22 protein-coding genes and 1 riboswitch are annotated in these 22,878 nt (G+C 38.3%); of the genes, 9 read left to right on the forward strand and 13 right to left on the reverse strand.

Annotated features, from left to right (window positions below; all coding sequences use genetic code 11):
* Positions 1-112 precede the first annotated feature (112 nt).
* The gene (murI, locus tag ABXZ36_RS12615; protein WP_354616036.1) at positions 113-901 is read left to right on the forward strand and encodes a glutamate racemase; all 789 of its coding nucleotides are present in this window, start codon (positions 113-115) and stop codon (positions 899-901) included.
* Here murI and ABXZ36_RS12620 read toward each other — a convergent pair.
* Both ABXZ36_RS12620 and ABXZ36_RS12625 read right to left on the reverse strand, forming a co-directional pair.
* On the reverse strand, positions 898-1,398 hold the full coding sequence (locus ABXZ36_RS12620) for a dihydrofolate reductase (protein ID WP_354616037.1): 501 nt from the start codon (positions 1,396-1,398) through the stop codon (positions 898-900). The two genes, murI and ABXZ36_RS12620, sit on opposite strands and share 4 nt — an antisense overlap.
* Entirely contained in the window at positions 1,380-1,784 is a 405-nt protein-coding gene (locus ABXZ36_RS12625; RefSeq protein WP_354616038.1) for a 2TM domain-containing protein, read from the reverse strand. The genes ABXZ36_RS12620 and ABXZ36_RS12625 overlap by 19 nt, the downstream gene beginning before the upstream one ends.
* Before the next feature lie 59 nt (positions 1,785-1,843).
* Here ABXZ36_RS12625 and ABXZ36_RS12630 point away from each other — a divergent pair, with 59 nt between their 5' ends.
* Together ABXZ36_RS12630 and ABXZ36_RS12635 are read left to right on the forward strand one after the other, a co-directional pair.
* Positions 1,844-2,929: an aminotransferase class V-fold PLP-dependent enzyme gene (locus tag ABXZ36_RS12630; RefSeq protein WP_354616039.1), complete on the forward strand. Its 1,086-nt coding sequence runs from the start codon at positions 1,844-1,846 to the stop codon at positions 2,927-2,929.
* Between the two features lie 149 nt (positions 2,930-3,078).
* The gene (locus tag ABXZ36_RS12635; RefSeq protein ID WP_354616040.1) at positions 3,079-3,375 is read left to right on the forward strand and encodes an isoamylase early set domain-containing protein; all 297 of its coding nucleotides are present in this window, start codon (positions 3,079-3,081) and stop codon (positions 3,373-3,375) included.
* A 30-nt stretch (positions 3,376-3,405) separates the two neighbouring features.
* Here the strand turns inward: ABXZ36_RS12635 and ABXZ36_RS12640 are convergent, their stop codons facing one another.
* From ABXZ36_RS12640 to ABXZ36_RS12675, 8 genes are all read right to left on the reverse strand, one after another.
* Positions 3,406-3,687: a DUF427 domain-containing protein gene (locus ABXZ36_RS12640; protein ID WP_354616041.1), complete on the reverse strand. Its 282-nt coding sequence runs from the start codon at positions 3,685-3,687 to the stop codon at positions 3,406-3,408.
* A 3-nt stretch (positions 3,688-3,690) separates the two neighbouring features.
* Positions 3,691-4,662: an L-histidine N(alpha)-methyltransferase gene (locus tag ABXZ36_RS12645; protein WP_354616042.1), complete on the reverse strand. Its 972-nt coding sequence runs from the start codon at positions 4,660-4,662 to the stop codon at positions 3,691-3,693.
* 16 nt (positions 4,663-4,678) lie between these two features.
* On the reverse strand, positions 4,679-5,839 hold the full coding sequence (gene egtB / locus ABXZ36_RS12650) for an ergothioneine biosynthesis protein EgtB (RefSeq protein WP_354616043.1): 1,161 nt from the start codon (positions 5,837-5,839) through the stop codon (positions 4,679-4,681).
* 75 nt (positions 5,840-5,914) lie between these two features.
* Positions 5,915-6,739: a thymidylate synthase gene (locus ABXZ36_RS12655; RefSeq protein ID WP_354616044.1), complete on the reverse strand. Its 825-nt coding sequence runs from the start codon at positions 6,737-6,739 to the stop codon at positions 5,915-5,917.
* Positions 6,740-6,884: 145 nt separating this feature from the next.
* Entirely contained in the window at positions 6,885-8,351 is a 1,467-nt protein-coding gene (locus ABXZ36_RS12660) for a NupC/NupG family nucleoside CNT transporter (protein WP_354616045.1), read from the reverse strand.
* A gap of 15 nt (positions 8,352-8,366) precedes the next feature.
* Complete coding sequence (locus tag ABXZ36_RS12665) at positions 8,367-8,999, reverse strand: bifunctional nuclease family protein (protein ID WP_354616046.1); 633 nt, start codon at positions 8,997-8,999, stop codon at positions 8,367-8,369.
* 88 nt (positions 9,000-9,087) lie between these two features.
* Entirely contained in the window at positions 9,088-10,056 is a 969-nt protein-coding gene (locus ABXZ36_RS12670) for an electron transfer flavoprotein subunit alpha/FixB family protein (protein ID WP_354616047.1), read from the reverse strand.
* Positions 10,057-10,123: 67 nt separating this feature from the next.
* On the reverse strand, positions 10,124-10,870 hold the full coding sequence (locus tag ABXZ36_RS12675; RefSeq protein ID WP_354616048.1) for an electron transfer flavoprotein subunit beta/FixA family protein: 747 nt from the start codon (positions 10,868-10,870) through the stop codon (positions 10,124-10,126).
* A 184-nt stretch (positions 10,871-11,054) separates the two neighbouring features.
* Between ABXZ36_RS12675 and ABXZ36_RS12680 the strand changes: the two genes are divergently transcribed.
* The 4 genes from ABXZ36_RS12680 to ABXZ36_RS12695 all read left to right on the forward strand — a co-directional run bounded on the left by ABXZ36_RS12680 (position 11,055) and on the right by ABXZ36_RS12695 (position 17,792).
* On the forward strand, positions 11,055-12,032 hold the full coding sequence (locus ABXZ36_RS12680; protein ID WP_354616049.1) for a pyruvate dehydrogenase complex E1 component subunit beta: 978 nt from the start codon (positions 11,055-11,057) through the stop codon (positions 12,030-12,032).
* 161 nt (positions 12,033-12,193) lie between these two features.
* Positions 12,194-14,686, forward strand: coding sequence for a DUF5686 family protein (locus tag ABXZ36_RS12685; protein ID WP_354616050.1), 2,493 nt, complete (start codon positions 12,194-12,196; stop codon positions 14,684-14,686).
* Between the two features lie 78 nt (positions 14,687-14,764).
* Positions 14,765-15,292 (forward strand): inorganic diphosphatase, encoded by a 528-nt coding sequence (locus ABXZ36_RS12690; RefSeq protein ID WP_354616051.1) that lies wholly within the window; start codon positions 14,765-14,767, stop codon positions 15,290-15,292.
* A 115-nt stretch (positions 15,293-15,407) separates the two neighbouring features.
* Positions 15,408-17,792, forward strand: a complete 2,385-nt coding sequence (locus ABXZ36_RS12695) for a sodium-translocating pyrophosphatase (protein WP_354616052.1) — start codon at positions 15,408-15,410, stop codon at positions 17,790-17,792.
* Between the two features lie 79 nt (positions 17,793-17,871).
* On the opposite strand, the gene ABXZ36_RS12700 is transcribed toward ABXZ36_RS12695, so the two are convergent.
* From ABXZ36_RS12700 to ABXZ36_RS12710, 3 genes are all read right to left on the reverse strand, one after another.
* Positions 17,872-18,486 carry a deoxynucleoside kinase gene (locus tag ABXZ36_RS12700; protein WP_354616053.1) on the reverse strand — a complete coding sequence of 205 codons (615 nt, stop codon included), beginning with the start codon at positions 18,484-18,486 and terminating at the stop codon, positions 17,872-17,874.
* 200 nt (positions 18,487-18,686) lie between these two features.
* On the reverse strand, positions 18,687-19,373 hold the full coding sequence (locus ABXZ36_RS12705; protein WP_354616054.1) for a response regulator transcription factor: 687 nt from the start codon (positions 19,371-19,373) through the stop codon (positions 18,687-18,689).
* A 4-nt stretch (positions 19,374-19,377) separates the two neighbouring features.
* Positions 19,378-19,653: a sensor histidine kinase gene (locus ABXZ36_RS12710; protein ID WP_354616173.1), complete on the reverse strand. Its 276-nt coding sequence runs from the start codon at positions 19,651-19,653 to the stop codon at positions 19,378-19,380.
* Positions 19,654-19,976: 323 nt separating this feature from the next.
* On the opposite strand from ABXZ36_RS12710, the gene metK reads away from it, so the two are divergent.
* Positions 19,977-21,233, forward strand: a complete 1,257-nt coding sequence (gene metK, locus ABXZ36_RS12715; RefSeq protein WP_354616055.1) for a methionine adenosyltransferase — start codon at positions 19,977-19,979, stop codon at positions 21,231-21,233.
* A gap of 75 nt (positions 21,234-21,308) precedes the next feature.
* Positions 21,309-21,419: riboswitch (SAM riboswitch) on the forward strand.
* Between the two features lie 125 nt (positions 21,420-21,544).
* On the forward strand, positions 21,545-22,840 hold the full coding sequence (locus ABXZ36_RS12720; protein ID WP_354616056.1) for an O-acetylhomoserine aminocarboxypropyltransferase/cysteine synthase family protein: 1,296 nt from the start codon (positions 21,545-21,547) through the stop codon (positions 22,838-22,840).
* Positions 22,841-22,878: the final 38 nt, after the last annotated feature.

Raw genomic sequence — 22,878 nt, forward strand, 5'->3', positions numbered from 1 at the left:
GTGGTTTTTTGCTTTTGAACTGGAAAGGAATTGGTATTTAAGGAAGGTTTTTATAAAAATTCCTATGGGAATTAAAGTGTAACTTCATACTTTTAAATGCAGAACAAAGAATATGGACAATAGGCCAATCGGCATTTTTGATTCGGGTGTAGGGGGAACTTCAGTCTGGAGGGAAATTGAAAAATTACTTCCCAATGAGGATACTATTTATTTAGCCGATAGCAAGAATGCCCCTTATGGAGAACGTTCAAAAGAGGAAATACTTCAGTTAAGCATTAAGAATATAGATTTTTTGTTGGCAAAAGAATGTAAGCTTATCGTTGTGGCTTGCAACACGGCCACTACCAATAGTATATCGTACGTACGTAAGCACTATGTAGTGCCTTTCATCGGTACAGAACCAGCTATAAAGCCTGCAGCATTGCAGTCCAAAACAAAAACAGTGGGGGTATTGGCGACCAAAGGGACTTTGTCTAGCGAACTTTTCTTTGCCACCTCCCAAAACCACGCAGGTGATATCAATAAAATTGTACAAGTTGGGACTGGTCTTGTGCCTTTAATTGAGGCGGGAAAGGTTAATTCTTTAGAAACAAGGGAATTGTTACAGACTTATCTGGCGCCTATGTTGGCAGAAGGTATGGATTATTTGGTGCTAGGGTGCACTCATTACCCGTATTTGATTCCCGTGATAAAAGAACTAATTCCGGCTAATGTAGAGATTTTAGATTCTGGTGCGGCCATTGCACGGCAAACAGTGGCTATATTGAAGGAAAACAATCTTTTGGCAAACCTTGATAATAAAGGGATCCATTTGTTTTACACCAATGCAAATCCAAACATCTTGGCTAGTTTTTTGACCGATGTGGATGCCAACTATAAAACCGCTTATTTAGATTTTTAGTTCTTCAACTTTATATAGGTTCTATAGGTGAAGTCCACTGCATGTTTATCATCTTTAGCGTGATATTCTTCACGATCCAATTTCCATTCAGAGGGATTTAATGCAGGGAAAAAGGCATCGGCCTCATACTTTTCGTGTACCCTCGTAATCTCCAAGATATCGCAAAAGGGCAAGGCCAAGGTGTAGATTTCACCTCCACCGATGATATAGGACAAGTTTTCGTTAGCAACTATGGCAAAGGCATCAGCTAAAGAATTTACAATGGTGCAATTGGGATAATCAACTCGGTAGCTTTTGTCTCTAGTAATAATGATGTGGTGCCTATTGGGTAGCGGTTTGGGGAAGCTTTCAAACGTTTTTCTTCCCATAATAATCATATGGCCGGTGGTCATAGACTTAAATCTTTTAAAATCATCCGGAAGATGCCAAAGAAGGTCGTTGTCTTTGCCAATGGCATTGTTTTCTGCAACGGCGGCTATTAAGGTAATTTTTCCCATGAATCTTTTTTTTGGTTGATGTTGGACATTGGAAATTCAGTCTCTATTTCCTTTTGGAGTTCAGCTATTCGCTGCTTTTGTTTTTCAACTAGCCTTTCCCTTTGCTTTCGCTCCCATTCCCAACCCATAAATTTTTTGGTCAACCCTACATTTATAGCATGAATCACAAAAAGAAAGGCCCAAAAGGTAATGACCCAGATGAACCAATCATACGCATCACCATACTTAAGGATTTTGTTGGTCATGACCAGAAAAACACTGCCCACTAAAAAGATGATAAGGTGGTTGTATAGCCTCTTTTTTTCTTTGATCCTCTCCTGGGCGTGCTCCAAGAGTTCATGTTGTTCTGTATCTATTTTTGAAGTCTTTTTATTTCTGGAAAACATGGAATACCTATCTTTACTTACAAAGATAAGTCAATTACTAATTATCATTTCGGTTCCCTATGCAAAAGATTACAAAGCAGTTTCCAATACTAAACCAATATGTTTATGCTAATACCGCAGCCTCTGGATTGCTTTATGATGATCTGTTGGACTGGCGGCAAGAACACGATCTTGATTTTTTGATAGGCGGAAGTATCATGAGGGCAAAGTCGCATAAGGTTATAGAGAATACCCGGGAAACAGTCGGACAATTCTTTGGTTGTAATCCTTCTAACGTAGCCTTGATACCCAACTTTTCTATAGGAATTAACTTGTTGCTCGAAGGTTTGTCCAAAGAACATAAAGTATTATTGATTGATGGCGATTATCCGTCCCTAAATTGGCCTTTTGAAAATAGAGGATTCGCTATTTCTAAAATTATTTTGGACGAACATTTGGAAGGGAATATTCTGAAAGCAGTAAAGACCGAGGGTATTACTGTTCTCGCTCTTAGTTTGGTTCAGTGGCTTAACGGAATTAAAATTGATGTAGCGTTTTTAAAGAATCTAAAGAAGGATTACCCTAATTTGATCATCATTGCTGATGGCACCCAATATTGTGGGACAGAAAATTTTAATTTTGAGGAATCTGGTATAGACGTTCTTGGTGCTAGTGGTTATAAATGGCTTTTAGCAGGCTATGGCAATGGTTTTATATTGTTCAAGGATGGGGTAAAAAATAATTTCGCTCCTAAGGGCATAGGGTATAATTCTACAAATTTGGATCTAAAGGCAAAGGATACCATTGCCTTTAATAAGCATTTTGAGCCTGGTCATTTGGACACCTTGAATTTTGGAAGCCTTAAGTTTTCACTAGACTTTTTATCAAAAATTGGGAAGGATACCATTGCGGACCACCTCGAAACTTTATCAGAATTGGCTAAAAAGGAGTTAACTGGTTTGGGACTTTTGCAAGAGTCTGTGGTTAACAGATCAAAGCATAGCACTATCTTCAATATCAAAGGAGGAGACAAACTCTTTCAACATTTGACAGGGAATGATGTACTCTGTGCACAAAGGGGAGATGGCATCAGATTGAGTTTTCACTTCTATAATACAGAGAAAGACATACAAAAGATCATAAAACTTCTAAAGTCGGTAAAGTAGTTTTTAACTACATCAAAATTTACTGTACACAATTTTATTGAAGCTAATCAAATACTACTCAAATATTATCAAATTGATAATTTTGATATAAATCATTGTCCATGAGGTTTTTAATCCGTTTTTTTGTGCTATAATTTAATAATGGTATTATGGCAATTGCAAAACAATATCTTAAGACTAAACCAGTATGTAAAGTTACTTTTACTGTTCCTGCTGAGGACGCAAAAAAAGTTTCTGTGGTAGGTGATTTCAATGAGTGGAATCCAAAGAAAAACATATTAAAAAAATTAAAGAATGGAACCTTCAAGGGGTCATTTGATCTGCCAGTGGAGACCACATACGAATTCAAGTACCTTATTGATGGTAGTTATGCTACCGAAGCTGAAGCTGATGGTTTCAAGTGGAATGAGTTTGCTGGAACCGAGAATCCTATTTTGGCACTTTAAGAATTTTAAATTTGGAAGGTCACCATTGATTTATTTTTCGATGGTGACTCCTTTCCAAAATGCAATATGGCCTTTAATAGTTTTGGCCAATTCGCTAACTTCTGGGTAATACCATGCCGCATCTTTATTTTCTTTTCCATCTACTTCTAGGGAGTAGTATGATGCTTTTCCTTTCCAAGGGCAAGTGGTGTTGGTATTGCTTGATTTAAAGTATTCTTTATTAATACTTTCAGCCGGAAAATAATGGTTATTTTCCACGACCACGGTATGGTCACTTTCGGCTATTACAGTATTGTTCCAAATTGCTTTCATCTTCTATATTTTTTTAAGGGCATAGTTTTTATAATATTTTTTTTCGTCAGAAAACTGTTCAATAATCTTAAGTCCTGATTCCTTCGCTAGCCACGATACCACTTCGTCATCGTATTTTTGGGAAATTTCTGTATGTATGGTTTCCCAGGGTTTAAGGAATATGGTTAGGTCTAAATCTTTTATGGTCACGGTTTGTGCTTTTTTGGATACTAAGTAACTTTTGGCAGTTCCGGTTTCCGGATCATACACTTCCCAGTGTAGGAAGTTATCCGCAACAAAGTTTCCTTTTAATTCCGCATTGATACGCATCAATATATTTTTGTTAAAAGCTTCTGTTATGCCAGTCTCATCATTATAAGCGTCTAAAATGGTCTGGGGGTTTTTCTTTTGGTCGAACCCTACAAAGAATATGTCATCTTTCTTCATAGCTTTTTGAATATTTTGCAAAAATAAAACTGCTTGTGGGTGAAGTAGATTCCCTACATTGGAACCCAAAAAAAGAATAACTTTTTTCGTGTCCCTAATGGAGTTAATGGTGTCTAGAGTCTCCAGGTAGGTGCCTTGTAAAGGTTCTGTCTTTAATGATGGAATCTCAATTTGAAGGGCCTTTTCCAATTGATTTAAGGCATTTTGACTAATATCTATAGGAAGATATTTAAAATCTAATTTGCTCTTTACCATATGTTTTAGTAATATCTTGGTCTTTTTACCATCTCCTGCACCCAATTCAATGAGATTAAAATTATTTGAATCTCCGGCAAAAAGGGCAGCAATTTTCTTCTTATTTTTTTCTATGATATCGTACTCGCAATCCGTAAGATAATATTCAGGCATGGCCATAATGTCCTGAAATATTTTATCACCTTTAGTATCATAAAAATATTTAGAAGATAAATATTTAGGATTTGCCGTTAATCCAGCATATACTTCCTCTTTAAATTTGGATATGGTGATAGTGCGGGTCTTTTCTTGCATAGATGTATAGTCGTAATTATTTTACCAATCTTAATCCCGTGTATTGCCACCTAACTGAGGGTGGAAAAAAATTACGGTACGTTGGTCTTGTATGTTTGTTGGGCGTGGCTATAGAGCCTCCGCGTAGTACTTTTTGATTTACCATAAACTTTCCGTTGTATTCCCCTAAAGCACCAGCCGCCTTGGTGTAATTTGGATAGGGCAAATAAGCACTTTCCGTCCATTCCCAGCGCTGACCCCAAGAGAAGTGCTCTTGGGCCGCTTCCCATTCAAATTCTGTGGGAAGACGCATCCCTTTCCATTGTGCAAAAGCGAAAGCTTCGTAATAGGAGAGGTGGGTAACTGGGGCATTAGGTTCAATATGGCGTAAACCTTTCAAGGTATAGTACTGCCAAGAACCGTCTATTAGGTGCCAATATTGAGGGGCTATTATTTGGTTGGTATTGACCCATTCCCAACCGTCTGCATGCCAATATCCAAAATGTCTATAGCCTCCTGTATTAATAAATTCTAGATATTCCCCATTAGTGACCAATGTGCTGGAAATTTGATAGGCATGTAGGTATACTTTATGTTGTCCTAACTCATTGTCATAGCAAAAGCTTTCAGAATTATGTCCAATGTCGTAGATACCTTCTTCTATTTCTATCCATTCGCATGAAGTACTTTCGTTTGGATGTTCCTTATAAGTGTTGGCGTATTTAGGGAGTAACGGATTGTTACCCAGAATATACTTGATGTCCGTTAGCAATAATTCCTGGTGTTGCTTTTCATGATGGATTCCTATTTCCAATAAGGATTCTAGCTCATGATCTACGGTGCTTTCAAAAAGGTTTTGTATGGCCATGGTCACATAGTTTCGGTATTCATAGACTTTCTGTACAGAAGGTCTAGAAAGGTTGCCTCTATCGGAGCGAACAACTCTTTTGCCTACAGATTCATAATAACTATTAAAAACAAAGGAAAAATCGACATCGAAAACCTGATAATCTCTTTTGTGTTTTTTTAGGATGAATTCTTCAAAGAACCAAGTAGTATGACCTAAATGCCATTTTGGAGGAGATACATCGGCCATCGGTTGAACCACGTAATCTTCTATCTCCAAGGGCGCGCTTATATTTTCGGTATGTTTTCTGGATTCTTTGAAGAAATCCAAGAGTGTTTGAGTAAGTATCATTCATCTTGAGTTAAGAGGTATAAAGATAATTAATTTATTTTTTTTAATTTATCCCAAAAGGAACAAGGGTTAATCCTATACCGCTACTGCTCCCTTAATGTGTGGATGTGGATTGTAATCTACCAAAGTGAAATCTTCAAACGTAAAATCAAAAATATTTTTGACCTCTGGATTTAGAACCATCTTAGGTAAAGGTCTTGGTTCTCTGCTCAATTGTAGCTCTACCTGCTCCAAATGGTTGTTGTAGATATGGGCATCCCCAAAGGTATGAATGAATTCCCCTGGCTGTAGGTCGCATACTTGAGCCATCATTAAAGTGAAAAGGGCGTAAGAGGCAATGTTGAAGGGCACTCCTAAAAAGATATCGGCGCTACGTTGGTACAATTGACAGGAAAGTTTGCCGTCCGCTACATAGAATTGAAAAAAGGCATGGCAAGGAGGCAATGCCGCTTTTCCATTCGCAACATTCTCAGCAAATGAAATTGAAGTGTCTGGCAATACGCTTGGGTTCCAAGCGGAAACTAACATTCTGCGACTATTTGGATTGTTTTTTAAGGAGGTAACCACTTCTTTGATTTGATCTATTTCCTCTCCATTCCAATTACGCCATTGATATCCGTAAACAGGACCTAAGTTGCCATGGTCATCGGCCCATTCGTTCCAGATGCGCACCCCATTTTCTTGAAGGTAAGTAACGTTCGTGTCCCCTTTTAAAAACCAAAGTAGTTCATGAACTATGGATTTTAAATGTAGCTTTTTGGTCGTTACCATTGGGAAACCTTCACTGAGATCAAATCGCATTTGGTGGCCAAAAACACTAATGGTTCCTGTTCCTGTGCGGTCTCCTTTTTGATTTCCTGATGCTAATACGTGTCGGAGTAAATCGTGGTATTGTTTCATGGGTCAGTCTTCTTTTTGCACACGAGCAAATCAGTGGCATTATCTGCTACGAAAATAAACAAAGCGTAAAAAAATTACCTTTATTCTTGAATCCTACTTATAAAAACTTATTAACTAGGAATTGTTTTAGGCCTAAAAAATGAAATTATCCTAAAATCATTCCCGCTATCGTTGCTGATAATAAAGAAGCCAAAGAACCGCCTAATACGGCCTTTAATCCAAATTCGGATAACGTTTTTCTTTGATTAGGAGCTAAGGACCCAATTCCTCCAATTTGAATACCAATAGAGGCGAAATTTGCAAAACCGCACAACATGTAAGTCGCCATAATAACAGATTTGTTATATGCCAAATGGGTGCCGTTAATCACATCTTTTAATTCTGCCAATTGGATATAGCCAATAAATTCGCTCGCTGCCAATTTAATTCCCAATAACTGTCCCATTAGGGAGATGTCCTCATCGGCAACTCCAATCAGCCACATTAAAGGTGAAAATAGGGTTCCCAATATTGCTTCTAAGGATAGTTTGTCATAGGAGGAATTCGCGGCAATCCAACCATTTATGGATGTAACATCACCGATCCACCCAAAGATACCATTCAACATGGCTATAAATGCGACGAATACAAGTAGCATGGCCCCCACGTTTACGGCTAATTTTAAGCCCTCTGTGGTTCCATTAGCGATGGCATCCAGAATATTGGAGCCTATTTTTTCAGATGAAACTGATACATCGGTAATCACTTTTTCTGTCTGCGGATAAAGTATTTTTGAAATAATAATAGCACCAGGGGCAGCCATCACCGATGCCGCCAATAAATGTTTGGCAAATTGAAGTCTTAAAAGCTCATCGCTACCGCCCAAAAATCCAATGTAGGCCGCCAATACAGCCCCAGCAACAGTTGCCATTCCGCCTATCATGACCAATAGCATTTCGGATTTGTTCATTTTTTCCAAATAGGCTTTAATGAGCAAGGGGGCTTCTGTTTGTCCTAAGAATATATTTCCGGCTACAGAAAGACTTTCTGCTCCAGAAATACCTAAGGTTTTTGTCAACAGCCAAGCCATTCCTTTAACTACTTTTTGGATGATACCGAGATAAAACAATACTGAAGTAAGGGCCGAAAAGAAGATAATGGTCGGCAATACCTGAAAGGCAAAAATAAAACCAAACGTATCCATGTCCACTACTAGGCCTTCAAATAAAAACTTACTACCTGCGTTGGTGAAATCCAATATACTGACAAAAACTTGTCCGATTTTTTCAAATACCAATTGGATAAAGGGTACCTGTAATACCCCAACGGCTATTACGAGTTGAAGGGAAAGTCCAATTCCAACAGTTTTCCAATTGATGGCCTTTCTGTTTGAACTGAAAAGTACCGCTATAGCTATAAGCACTACCATTCCTAAAAGTCCTCTCAATAAACCTTGGGTAGTAAATCCTTGGTTAGGAATAATTTCACTAGAGGCGGCTAATAACGCGGGCGTATTATCTGCTGCTAATGGGGTGGCGATTTGTTGTATAGTGTCGGTTAAAGTGGGCTCTTGCGCAAAGGAGGAAAAAATGGACAGGCATATTGACAGGGTAATCAAAAGACTATATTTCATAAAATCGTATTTGGATTAGCGCTGACGTTTAGAAATCTCGTCCCTTAGTTTTGCAGCCTTTTCGTAGTCCTCATTGGTTACTGCCTTATCCAATTCTTGATGTAATTCTTCTAATGACAACTCTTTATAGGCATCAGATGCACCACTGTCTATTTCCACAGTTTCGCCTTCTTGCAATATTTCGTCCACCATAATACTATCCGTACTATCTTCTTTTTCCTTGTCTTTAGCAGAGAATTTTAAGAAAATTCCTGCCTTGTCCAAAATGGTCTTATAGGTAAATATGGGAGCGTTAAAACGAAGTGCCAAAGCAATAGCATCACTTGTTCTAGCATCTATAATTTCCTCAATTTTATCTCTCTCACAGATAATGCTCGAGTAAAAAACACCATCAACCAATTTGTGAATGATTACCTGTTTTACAATAATTTCAAACCTGTCCGCAAAATTTTTGAATAGATCGTGGGTAAGTGGCCTAGGTGGTTTTATTTCCTTTTCTAGGGCTATGGCAATAGATTGTGCCTCAAAGGCACCAATTACTATAGGCAGTTTTCTGTCGCCATCAACTTCATTCAATATAAGAGCATACGCGCCATTTTGCGTTTGGCTGTAAGAAATCCCTTTTATTTTTAATCTAACTAAACTCATATCATTCAATAAACAAAAAAAGGCTGTTAAAATAAAAGGTTTGTCCTAGTTATTTAACAGCCCTTTAAGAGGCACAATTTAACAAAAATTAAGCGTTTTGTGCCTTAAATTCTTTTAATTTTTCTATGAGTTTAGGTACCACTTCAAAAGCGTCTCCTACAATTCCATAATCCGCAGCTTTAAAAAACGGGGCTTCTGGGTCAGTGTTAATTACCACTTTAACTTTTGAAGAGCTCACCCCAGCAAGATGTTGTATAGCTCCAGAGATGCCTATGGCAATATATAGGTTACTAGCTACGGGCTTTCCTGTTTGTCCCACATGTTCTCCATGAGGTCTCCATCCTAAATCGGAAACTGGTTTGGAGCAAGCTGTGGCAGCACCAAGTACATTTGCCAATTCCTCTATCATTCCCCAGTTTTCTGGACCTTTTAAACCTCGGCCTGCAGAAACCACAATATCTGCATCGGCAATGGTAGCTTTTCCTACTACTTTGTCCACTTCTGTTGATTTTGTCGTAAAATCTGCATCAGTGATTGCTGGACAAAAAGCTTCTACGGCTGCTGTTATTTTGTGTTCTTTTATGCCAAAGGCATTATTTGATACTCCAACGATTTTGATGTCGGTGTTAATTTCGGTGTGCGCAAAACCCTTGTTGCTAAAAGCAGTTCTTTTAACAGTAAATGGACTTGCATTTTCTGGAGCAGTAACCACGTTAGGAACGTATCCTGCCTTTAATTTAGCAGAAACTATAGGAGCTAAATATTTAGTATCTGTGCTAGAGCTTACAATAACTACATTGGCGCCTTCTTTTTCGGCGGCCTCGGTAATGGCATGTGCATAAGCCTTGGCGTTAAATGTTTTTAAGATGTCGTTGGTGACGTTCAAAACCTTAGCAACTCCATAATCTCCTAACACCTCATTATTAGAGGTATTAAAAGAAATAGCCGTAACCGTAGTGCTCAATAACTGAGCAACCTCGTAGGCATAAGAAGCGACTTCAAAAGCATTTTTCTTGAACTTTCCGTTTTCTGATTCTGTATATACTAAAACTGACATGTCTTTAATTTTTTAATGATAAAATATCGTATTTTATGTAGAATTCCTTTTAGGTAACGAAATCAACCTAGATGACCTTGGCTTCGTTATGCAGTAAATTGATCAATTCATCAATATTGTCTGCGTTTACCAATTTAACAGTTCCTTTTGGGGCAGGTTTTTCAAACTTATCATCGGTCGTCATGGCTTTGGCATCAATAGGTTCTACCACATTTAATTTTTTCTGACGAGCCATCATGATCCCTCTCATATTTGGAATTCGAAGATCACTTTCTTCTACCAATCCTTTTTGTCCTCCGATAATCAAAGGTAAGGAAGTGGATAGCTTTTCCTTGCCACCATCTATTTCTCTTATAGCCGTTACTTTATCTCTATCTATTTCTAGACTGATACAGGTGTTGACGAAATTCATATCTAAAAGAGTAGCCATAATTCCTGGCACCATTCCACCATTATAATCAATGGATTCCCTTCCTGCAATAACTAGGTCATAACCACCGCTTTTAATAACATGAGCCAATTGTTTTGCAACAAAATAGCCATCGATAGGTTCTGCATTTACCCTAATAGCCTCATCTGCTCCTATAGCCAAGGCCTTTCTGATTGTAGGTTCCGTATTGGCACCTCCAACGGTGGCCACATGTACCGTAGCACCTTGTTTTTCTTTAAACCACATGGCTCTTGTCAATCCAAATTCGTCATTTGGATTAATGACAAATTGTACGCCAGTGGTGTCAAACTTAGTGTCATTGTCGGTAAAATTTATTTTGGAAGTGGTGTCCGGAACGTTACTTATACAAACGAGTATTTTCATTTTGCTTTATTGTTTTTCTTTTTCTTAAAAATGAATTCCTCAAAGATAGCCATTAATTTTTAAATTTACTATGCATGCATAGTAAATTTGTTGTTATTTTGAATCTCTCAAGGTATTATTTGACATATAATTTCTTATTTTTGCTTGCGTTTTAGACAAACAGAAAAATTTTACTCTATTATACATGAGAACTATACAATTCAGAGAAGCCATAGCGGAGGCAATGTCCGAGGAAATGAGACGTGATGAGACCATTTATTTAATGGGAGAAGAAGTTGCGGAGTACAACGGGGCATATAAGGCTTCTAAAGGAATGTTGGACGAATTTGGTCCAGAGAGGGTAATAGATACCCCTATTTCTGAGTTGGGTTTCGCAGGTATAGGAGTTGGTTCTGCAATGGGTGGTAACAGACCTATTATTGAATTCATGACCTTTAATTTTGCTTTGGTTGGTATTGATCAAATTATAAGTAATGCAGCCAAAATTAGACAAATGTCAGGCGGACAGTTTAATTGTCCAATCGTTTTTAGGGGCCCTACAGGTTCTGCTGGTCAATTAGGAGCAACACACTCACAAGCTTTTGAGAGTTGGTTTGCTAATTGTCCTGGTCTAAAAGTGGTTGTACCTTCCAATCCATATGATGCAAAAGGGCTATTAAAAGCTGCCATTAGGGACGATGATCCTGTTATTTTTATGGAATCGGAACAAATGTACGGTGATAAGGGTGAGACACCAGATGGCGAATACATCATTCCTTTGGGAGTAGCAGAGGTAAAAAGAGAAGGAAAGGATGTGACCATAGTTTCCTTTGGAAAGATTATAAAGGAAGCATATAAGGCTGCCGAGGAATTAGAAAAAGAAGGGATTAGTTGTGAGATTATAGATTTACGTACCGTACGTCCTATGGATCATGATACCATTCTAAAGTCTGTAAAAAAGACCAATAGATTGGTCATTTTGGAGGAAGCTTGGCCTTTTGGAAACGTAGCTACGGAAATTACGTACCAAGTTCAATCCCAAGCGTTTGATTATTTGGATGCTCCTATTGTTAAGATTAATACTGCCGATACTCCTGCGCCTTATTCACCAGTTTTATTGGAAGAGTGGTTGCCAAATTACAAAGATGTGATAAAGGCAGTTAAAAAAGTATTATATAAATAAGTAAAACTATTTTGTTAAGGTATTTTAGCTTTGCCGACCAAGTGTCGGCAAAGCTTTTGTTTTATTAAAAGGTGTCGTGGCTATCAATGGTTTAAAAACCAAAAAATAACAAGGCTTTCAGGGGTTTTATCTATCATTCCTGATTACAATATGTATGCTTCATGAAAAGAATTTTTTTAGTACTATTTGTTCTTTCCTGTCTCTGGTCTAATGCGCAGACCAAGGTCAGTGGCGTTGTTGTAGATGAGAAAGGGGATCCTGTAGCTTTTGCCAATGTGCTTTTTAAAAACTCTTCCCAAGGAACTATCACCAATGATAATGGTAGGTTTTATATGGAGTCCGACGAAACGTATACAACTTTAATTATTTCTTTTATTGGGTATAATACATTAGAACTGCCCTTGCCTTCTAAAATTAATTATGATTTAAAGGTGGTCTTATTAGAATCTAGTGAACAATTAGATGAAGTTGTGGTATACATGGGTAAGCAATCCAAAAAAAACAACCCTGCCATAGATATCCTCAAAAAAATCTGGGCCAAGAAAAGGGAGAATGGTGTTAGCAAGTTTAAGCAATACCAATATGATAAATATGAAAAGGTAGAGTTTGATTTAAATACTATAGATAGTGCGCTAATCAAAAGCAAACTCTTTAGGGGAATGGAATTTGTTTTCGAAGATTTGGATACCTCTAGGATAACAGGAAAAACGTATTTACCGATTTTCTTAAATGAGACCTTTTCCAAGGTGTATGGAGATAATAAGATGGTGGAAACCAAGGAAGATATTCTCGGTAATAAAAACTCTGGGTTTAGTGATAACCAAGCTCTAATTGCCTTCGTGAAGGACTTGTATTCGGAATATAATATCTACGACAATTATCTAAAATTTTTCGACAAGAGTTTTACAAGTCCTCTGTCCAAGACGGGCGTGGATACCTATAACTATGTGTTGGCAGACAGCGCCTTTATTGGTAATAAATGGTGCTATAACATTATTTATTATCCAAGGCGAAAGAACGAACTGACCTTTAAGGGGGATTTTTGGGTAAACGATACCACTTTTGCAATCAAGAAAATTAATCTCGAAGTAACCAGAAGTGCCAATATCAATTGGGTTAAGGATATATATATAGAACAAGAATTTGAAGTATTGAACGATTCCGTATTCCTTTTGAAACGGGACTATATGCTAAGTGATTTTAGTTTGAGCAAAAAAGAAAAGGCAAGGGGTGTGTATGGTAAAAGGACAACCGTATATAATAACTACATGTTTGATATTCCTAAACCCAGGGATTTTTACAAGGCAGATGCCAACCAATTTGACCCTTCGGTCTTCGAGAAGGAAGACAGTTTTTGGAGCGACAATAGATTGGAAGCTCTGAACAAGGATGAAAAAGGAATTTATCAATTACTGGACACCTTGAAAACAGTTCCTAAGTTCAAGACTATTTATAACGCAGTCAGTATCTTGAATTCCGGTTACGTGGAAATTGATAAATGGAATGTGGACATTGGTAGTGTTTTTGGTGCTTTTGGGTATAATGAGGCCGAAGGGGTTAGACTTCGTGCGGGTGCAAGGACTTATTTTGGACAGAACGATCCATGGCGATTAGAAGGATATACCGCCTATGGTTTTAGTGACCGTAAATTTAAACATGGGTTTTCCGCGAAGTGGTTGGTAGATAAGAAAAGTAGGCTGATCCTCTCCGGTGGCAATAGAAGGGATGTAGAGCAATTGGGTCTTAGCCTTACGGCCACCAACGATGTTTTGGGTAGGAGCATAGCTTCTTCCTCTGTATTGACCGTTGGTTCAAATAATAGGCTTACAAATATCAATCTATCTGCTTTTTTTACGGAAATGGAGCCAATAACAAACTTTAGGATAGGAATTGGTGCTACATATAGGGAGTTGAGTTCTGCACTACCTGATGCCTTTAGTCTGGATTATGTAGATCCATCATCGCCAACGGGCATATCTTCTGAGGTAAAACAATTTGATGTCAATGCCCTGTTAATTTATACGCCGGGCAAAAGAACTATAGGGTATGGGGTAGAAAGGCGCAATATCAATGACAATTATAGCACCTTACTTTTTAGCTATACCAAGGGGATAGAGGGTGTTATGAACAGTGATTTTGATTACAACAAGCTGCAATTCTCGTATAGCCAACCGTGGCAGTTAGGATGGGGTAGGTTATTAAGTACTGTGGAATTTGGCAAGACCTTCGGAGAAGTGCCTTTGGGACTATTAAATGTAATACCGGGAAACCAGACCCTTTTCTCCATTTACAATACCTTTCCAAACTTGGATTTTTATGAGTTTGTTACCGATACTTACGCAGCGGTACATTTGGAGCATAACTTTAATGGAAGGTTGTTTTCCAGGATTCCTTTTATGAGAAAGCTGAACCTTAGAGAAATAGTTGGACTTAGGGGTGCTTGGGGAGACCTTTCCGATGCCAATATCGCACTTAGTAGTCCCACAAATATACCCTTGATGGCTCCAACTGACAAGATTTATTGGGAATACTCCCTTGGGGTAGGGAACATATTTAGAATTCTAAGGATAGATTTTAATTTTAGAGGTAATTATCTTGAAAACCCCAATGCAAGACCTTTTAGCGTTACAGGGTCTTTTGGGTTCAGCTTTTAAAAACATATCGGTTCTATTCCCCTAGCATAGGGTCAAAAGAATAATTTCGATTATCTTTGCACCACAATATAATAAACCATGAGTAAAGAAGAAATAACATCATTTGATGTGCTTATTGAAATTCCAAAAGGGAGTAGAAACAAATATGAGTATGATTTTAAATTGAAGAAGGTTCGTTATGACCGTATGATTTTTTCTTCAATGATGTATCCAGCTGATTACGGTTTTGTACCGGAAACCTTAGCTTTGGACGGTGATCCCTTAGATGTTTTGGTTTTGGTAACGGAGCCAACTTTTCCAGGATGTGTGATGGAAGTGAAACCAATTGGTGTTTTTCATATGACCGATGAGAAAGGACCAGATGAAAAAGTGATCTGTGTTCCAGTTTCAGATCCTATTTGGAACAAAGTAAATGATCTCAATGAATTAAATCCGCACCTTATTAAAGAGATAGAGCATTTCTTTCAAGTATATAAGGATTTGGAAAAGAAAAAAGTAGATGTTGGTGGATGGGGAGATGTCAATGAGGCTAAGGATATTGTTGTAAAATGTATTAAACGTTTTGCAGATAGTGATGTTCCACTTAGGGATGTGACCATTTCTTAGAATGAAAGCATAACAATTTTTATCATATAAGCAATATTCTTAAGGGAATATTGCTTTTTTTATTTCTATTTGATTTTACTACTTTAGTCCGGCAAAAAATATAACAAACAAACGAATGGATTCAATTATGATTTATGTGCCGATTATCATGGCAATCATTGGGCTTCTTTTTATGTGGATAAAAAGAGCCTGGGTTTTAAAACAAGACGCTGGAGATGGAAAGATGAAAGAGATTTCCGATTACATTTATGAAGGCGCACTAGCTTTTTTAAAAGCGGAATACAAATTACTGACATTCTTTGTCATTGGGGCCAGTATTGCATTGGCCGTAGTTTCATTTATCGTTCCTACAACGCATATCTTAATTGTTGTAGCCTTTGTTTTTGGAGCATTTTTCTCTGCTTTGGCGGGAAACATGGGAATGAAGATTGCTACCAAGACAAACGTTAGAACTACCCAAGCTGCTAGAACCAGTTTGCCGCAAGCCTTAAAAGTAGCTTTTGGTGGTGGTACCGTTATGGGATTGGGAGTAGCCGGATTGGCGGTTTTAGGACTTACAACTTTCTTTATTATACTGTTTCATTTCTTTATGAACGGTACTTGGACCTCCACAGAGGATATGACCATTGTACTCGAAACCTTAGCCGGATTCTCGTTGGGAGCTGAGTCTATTGCTCTTTTCGCCCGTGTTGGTGGGGGTATTTATACTAAAGCAGCCGATGTTGGCGCAGATTTGGTAGGAAAAGTGGAAGCTGGAATACCTGAAGATGATCCTCGTAACCCTGCGACCATTGCAGATAATGTTGGAGACAATGTTGGTGATGTAGCTGGGATGGGTGCTGATTTATTTGGTTCCTATGTGGCTACTGTTCTTGCTGCTATGGTTCTAGGTAATTATGTTATCAAAGATATGGGGGGTAATATTCAAGATGCTTTTGGAGGTATAGGCCCAATATTATTACCAATGACCATTGCTGGTTTTGGTATTTTGTTTTCCATTATTGGAACCATGTTGGTAAAAATTAAAAGTAACGATGCCAAAGAATCACAGGTACAAGGAGCATTAAACATAGGAAACTGGGTATCCATTGGCCTAACTCTTGTCGCTTGTTTTGTATTGGTAAAGTATATGTTACCGGAAACCATGAAAATGGAATTCTTTGGGGAGGGTTTAAAAGATATTTCTTCAATGCGTGTATTTTATGCCACTGTGGTCGGTTTGGCCGTGGGAGGGATTATTTCTTCCGTAACGGAATATTATACTGGTTTGGGAACAAAACCAGTGATGGCCATCGTTCAAAAATCTAGTACCGGAGCTGGGACAAACGTTATTGCCGGATTGGCTACAGGGATGATTTCTACATTTCCAACCGTATTGATATTTGCTGCTGCTATATGGGGGTCTTACGCTTTTGCAGGATTTTACGGGGTTGCTTTGGCGGCATCTGCTATGATGGCTACCACGGCCATGCAGTTGGCTATTGATGCTTTTGGACCCATTTCTGACAATGCAGGTGGTATTGCTGAAATGAGTGAATTGCCTAAAGAAGTGCGTACACGAACTGATATATTGGATTCTGTGGGGAATACAACGGCTGCTACGGGTAAAGGTTTTGCCATTGCATCCGCAGCCTTGACTTCCTTGGCTCTGTTCGCTGCCTATGTGACCTTTACTGGGATTGATGGTATCAATATATTTAAGGCTCCTGTTTTGGCCATGCTGTTTGTAGGAGGGATGATCCCAGTGGTCTTCTCAGCCTTGGCTATGAACTCTGTAGGAAAGGCAGCTATGGATATGGTTAACGAGGTGCGTAGACAGTTCAAGGAGATTCCGGGAATTTTGGAAGGTACAGGTAAACCTGAATATGGTAAGTGTGTGGAAATATCTACTAAAGCAGCATTGCGTGAAATGATGTTGCCAGGGATCTTGACCATAGGTTTCCCAATTGCAATTGTGATACTTGGGAAACTAGTTTATTCTGACAATGATCAATTGACCGCAGAAATGCTTGGGGGTTATATGGCGGGTGTTACAGTATCTGGCGTGTTATGGGCTATTTTCCAGAACAATGCAGGAGGTGCTTGGGACAATGCCAAGAAATCCTTTGAGGCCGGTGTGGAAATTAACGGAGAAATGACTTATAAAGGTTCAGAAGCCCACAAGGCTGCCGTAACCGGTGATACTGTAGGAGATCCCTTTAAGGATACTTCTGGTCCATCCATGAACATTTTAATCAAGCTAACCTGTTTAATAGGGTTGGTCATCGCTCCAATTTTGGGAGGCCATGCTGTTGAAACAGGTGTTGCGCTAAAAGGACAAGAAGTACGTGTAGAAATGATGGTGATGGACGATGATGCTGCAGAAGCGACTGTTAGTTATGCCACCATTGTAAATGGTAAAGAAGTTGTAAAAGAAAAAAGGTTCGTAGGGACTACTTTAGAAGTAAAAGCCCAAGTGGAAGCTTTTAGGGATGGTGTAAAGGTTCAAATAGAACAATAGAAATAAAGGTATATGCCTAAAAAGTAAAAGCCGCCCATATTAATATGGGCGGCTTTTTATATGATGGTGGTATGCACTTCTAAAACAAACCGTTGATCTCCGCATCAATTTTATTAAGTACCAATCCCATATCCTCCGGGTTGTCTACAAAATTCAGTTTATCCACATCTATGATTAAAAGATTACCCTTTTCATAGCCTTCTACCCAAGCCTCATAGCGTTCGTTCAATCTACTGAGATAATCTATAGAAATAGAGTTTTCATAATCCCGTCCTCTTTTATGAATCTGATTGACCAAATTGGGAATAGAACTCCGCAAATAGATCATTAGGTCTGGTGGTTGTACCAAGCTTTCCATCAATTGAAATAGACTTGAGTAATTAGTAAAATCGCGATTGGTCATTAGGCCCATAGCGTGCAGGTTAGGAGCGAAAATAAAGGCATCCTCGTAAATGGTTCTGTCCTGAATAATACTCTTGCCACTTTCACGGATCTGTAAAATTTGTCGGAAACGGCTATTGAGGAAATAGATCTGTAAGTTAAAGCTCCAACGTTCCATTTGATTATAAAAATCGTCCAGATAGGGGTTGTCAACCACGTCCTCAAAATGGGCCTCCCATTTGTAATGTTTGGCTAGTAATCTAGTAAGGGTGGTTTTTCCTGCTCCTATATTTCCAGCAACAGCTATATGCATAGTCTTAATTGTTTGTGATTAGTGCTTAATAGTATCAATTTCCAAAACGTGTTTCGGCGCCACAAGATACAAGATATCGTCATGAAGTGAAAGCCTTTAAGAGAATATACGACGAAAAAAGTGGGATTGTTTCTGATCTTTTTTTGTGGATTTCGAAGAATTCAATTTTAAAAATCAAAAAATAGAATGAATCTAATAACCTAATCCTTGCAAATTAGTTTGTACCCAAACCCCCGAATATTTAATATCTTAATGTTTTCATCTTTTTTTAATTTCTTTCTAAGCTTGCTAATAAATACATCCATACTTCGTGTATTGAAGAAATCATCATCTCCCCAAATTTTCTTGAGTATTAAAGAGCGATCGAGTAAATCATTTCTTTTTTCAGCCAAATGAAATAACAATTCTGCTTCTCTATGAGTAAGTCTTGTGGTCTCATTATTGAAAATTAATTCTTGTTTGATATGATTAAAACCATAGTTGCCAATGGTTATAAATTGGTTGGTTTTTGTAAGTCTTATTCTATCAAGTAAGGAATTAATTCGAACGATTAATTCTTCCATACTAAATGGTTTTTTTAAATAGTCGTTACCACCCTGTGAAAATCCCTCTAGAACATCTTTTGTTTGTGATTTTGAGGTCAAAAAGATAATAGGAGTAGTTTTGTCCTCAACCCTTATTTCGCGCGCAAGACTAAAACCATCTTTTTTTGGCATCATTACATCCAGAACTAAAATGTTTGGTTTTTTTGTTTGATATATATCGAGAGCTACTATGCCATTCTCCGCATATAAAACCAAAAAACCTCTGCTTTCTAGGCTTTCTTTTATAATTGTACCTAAAGCAATTTCATCTTCCGCAAGTAATATTGTTATTTGCTCTGTCATTGGGTTATTTTACCAAGGAAATTTTAAATGTTGTCCATGGTTCTTGTGGCAAAAACTCAAGTGTACCATTATGTTTTAAAATAATATTCAGGGCATAATAGAGACCTATTCCAAAACCTTTAACGTCATGTAGATTACCACTTGGCACTCTAAAAAATTTCTCAAAAATATCAGTTTGATAGCTTTTTGGAATACCTTGACCATTATCAGCAATGTAAACTTCGAAACTAGTGGTTGTTTCTTTTGTCGCTACTTGTATTTCTCTATTACCATACTTAATGGCATTGTCTAACCTTTAGATTCTTATTGGGTATTATGAAGGGAAATCCTTAAACTTTCTAAACTATCTGCCTAAACTAACAATTCAGTTAAATATTCAACCGCATATAATTTGTTGTTAAAGATTTTGCGAAGAATTTGAATTCTCCTACTTTTGCTCCACAATTTGAAGAGGAAGGATTTGACTGATTGCAACCTCGAGGTAGAGAACCTTTCTGAATCCTCAAAAATGCTAAAGCAGTTCCTACTGAGGTTCTTTCAGTATGTCAACTTCTTTATCACATTGCGTCAAATCCGTTACTCAATTAAAAATGATTGAAAGTTATGGCGTATTTATTCACCTCGGAATCGGTTAGTGAGGGACACCCAGATAAAATAGCAGATCAAATAAGTGATGCGTTGTTGGACAATTTTCTGGCCTTCGATTCAGAAAGTAAAGTGGCTTGTGAGACCTTAGTAACCACTGGGCAAGTAATTCTTGCAGGTGAGGTAAAGAGTCAAACCTATTTGGATGTACAGCAAATAGCAAGGGATGTGATCAATAAAATAGGATATACCAAAGGGGAATATCAATTTAGTGGGGATTCCTGTGGCGTTATTTCCTTGATACACGAACAGTCAAATGATATCAACCAAGGTGTGGACAGAGGTTCTAAAGAGGAACAGGGAGCAGGAGACCAAGGGATGATGTTTGGGTATGCCACCAAAGAAACTGAGAACTATATGCCTTTGGCATTGGATATTTCACATAAAATACTCCAAGAACTGGCCTTGTTAAGAAGGGAAAATAAGGAAATCACCTACTTAAGACCCGATGCAAAGGCCCAAGTGACCATAGAATATTCCAATGAAAATGTACCCCAGCGCATTGATACAATTGTGGTATCTACCCAGCACGATCAATTTAATGAGGTAGATGAGGTGATGTTGGATAAAATAAAGAAGGATATCATTTCTATACTAATGCCTAGGGTCAAGGCACAATTACCTGAATCACTACAGGTATTGTTTGATGATCATATAACATATCATATCAATCCAACTGGAAAATTTGTAATTGGAGGTCCCCATGGGGATACCGGTCTTACAGGAAGGAAGATTATTGTGGATACTTATGGAGGTAAAGGAGCTCACGGTGGTGGAGCCTTTAGTGGAAAAGATCCTAGTAAGGTAGATAGAAGTGCTGCCTATGCGGCCCGACATGCAGCTAAAAACTTGGTGGCAGCAGGCGTTGCCGATGAAATGTTGGTGCAGGTGAGTTATGCTATCGGAGTGGTGAAGCCAACATCAATCTATGTAGATACCTATGGTACTTCTAAAGTAGATTTAAGCGATGGAGAAATAGCGAAGAAGGTATCAGCATTGTTCGATATGAGACCTTTTGCAATCGAAGAACGCCTTAAACTTCGCAATCCTATCTATTTGGAAACAGCTGCTTACGGCCATATGGGTAAAGAGCCACGGGTGATTAACAAAGTATTTGAATCACCCTATAACGGCAGGATTGAAAAGGTAGTAGAGTTGTTCACTTGGGAAAAATTGGATGCCATAGAAGAGGTGAAAGCGGCCTTCCAATTGTAATTTTATTGAAAAGATTAGGAAATTTAAATTTTCCGAACCTATATTTGCACACCTAAAGTTCAAACACATATTGAATAGTTATCAAGAAAGGCGGAGGGATTAGACCCTATGAAGCCTTAGCAACCCTTTGCTCCAAAAGCAATGAAGGTGCTAAATTCTGCCTAATTTATTTGGGACAGATGACAAAAACAGGTTGCCCATGGCAACGGTCTTTTCTTTTTAACTTATTTGATTTTACCTATTCGCAATGTCCGCGCAGTAGGGTTTGGCTTTTTTAATTTATCAGTTATAATAATTAAAAAACAAAAATCATGAGTAATCAAAAATTTTCAACAAGTGCATTACACGCAGGCCACGATGTGGCTGCCAATGGAGGAACAAGAGCAGTACCTATTTATCAGAGTACAGCCTTTGTATTTAAAAATTCGGACCATGCCGCCAATCTTTTTGCACTCGCCGAGCCAGGGAATATTTACACCAGAATAAATAACCCCACTAATGATATTTTAGAACAGCGATTGGCTGTTTTAGAAGGTGGCATAGCTTCAGTGGTCACAGCCTCAGGAACGGCAGCCATTTCTACCACTTTATTGGTTTTATTAAAAGCGGGAGACCACATTGTGGCCTCCAATAGTTTATATGGGGGTACTTATAATTTGTTGAATGTTACACTTCCAAGACTAGGAATCACGACCACTTTTATAGATCCTTCCGATCCTACAAATTTTGGCAAGGCAGTTCAGGAGAATACAAGAGCCATCTTTGTAGAGTCCCTCGGGAATCCCAAATTAGATGTTTTAGACCTGTCCGCCATATCTAAGGAAGCCAAAGCAGCTAAAGTTCCATTCATAGTAGATAATACGGTAGCTACACCGGCATTGTTAAATCCAATAGCCTATGGCGCAAATATCGTCATCCATTCCTTGACCAAATTTATCAACGGAAACGGTACTGCTCTTGGAGGGGCTATTATAGATGCAGGTACGTTTGATTGGAGCAACGGGAAATTCCCTGAGTTCACAGAACCTTCCGCAGGATACCATGGCTTGGTATATCACGAAGCCTTAGGGCCAGCAGCCTTTATTGCTAAGGTTAGGATTGAAGGTTTAAGGGATCATGGGGCAGCATTGAGTCCATTTAATGCATTTCAGATTATTCAAGGATTGGAAACTTTGGAGATTAGAATTGCAAAACATAGTGAGAATGCGTTGGCCCTAGCCAAATGGTTGGAGAGCCGAGAGGAGGTTGTTTGGGTAAATTATCCTGGTCTGGAAAGCAGTAAATACAACCATCTGGCAAAGAAATACTTACCAAAGGGACAAAGTAGTATTGTAACCTTTGGAGTTAAAGGAGGGTTTGAATCTGCCAAAAAAATTGCGGATGAAACCAAGATTTTCTCATTATTGGCCAATATTGGGGATACAAAATCTTTGATTATTCATCCTGCTAGTACCACACACCAACAATTAGATGCTGCGGCCCAAGTAGCTACAGGGGTAACTACAGATCTTATTAGGTTATCGGTAGGTTTAGAAAATCTAGAGGATCTTAAGGCAGATTTGGAACACGCTTTCAAGACCATTACGCTTACAAATTCCGTAACCTAGTGCTCAATTGGAACCAAAATAATAGTACCAGTAAATTT

The organism is Sediminicola arcticus, assembly GCF_040566695.1.
Lineage (GTDB): Bacteria > Bacteroidota > Bacteroidia > Flavobacteriales > Flavobacteriaceae > Sediminicola > Sediminicola arcticus.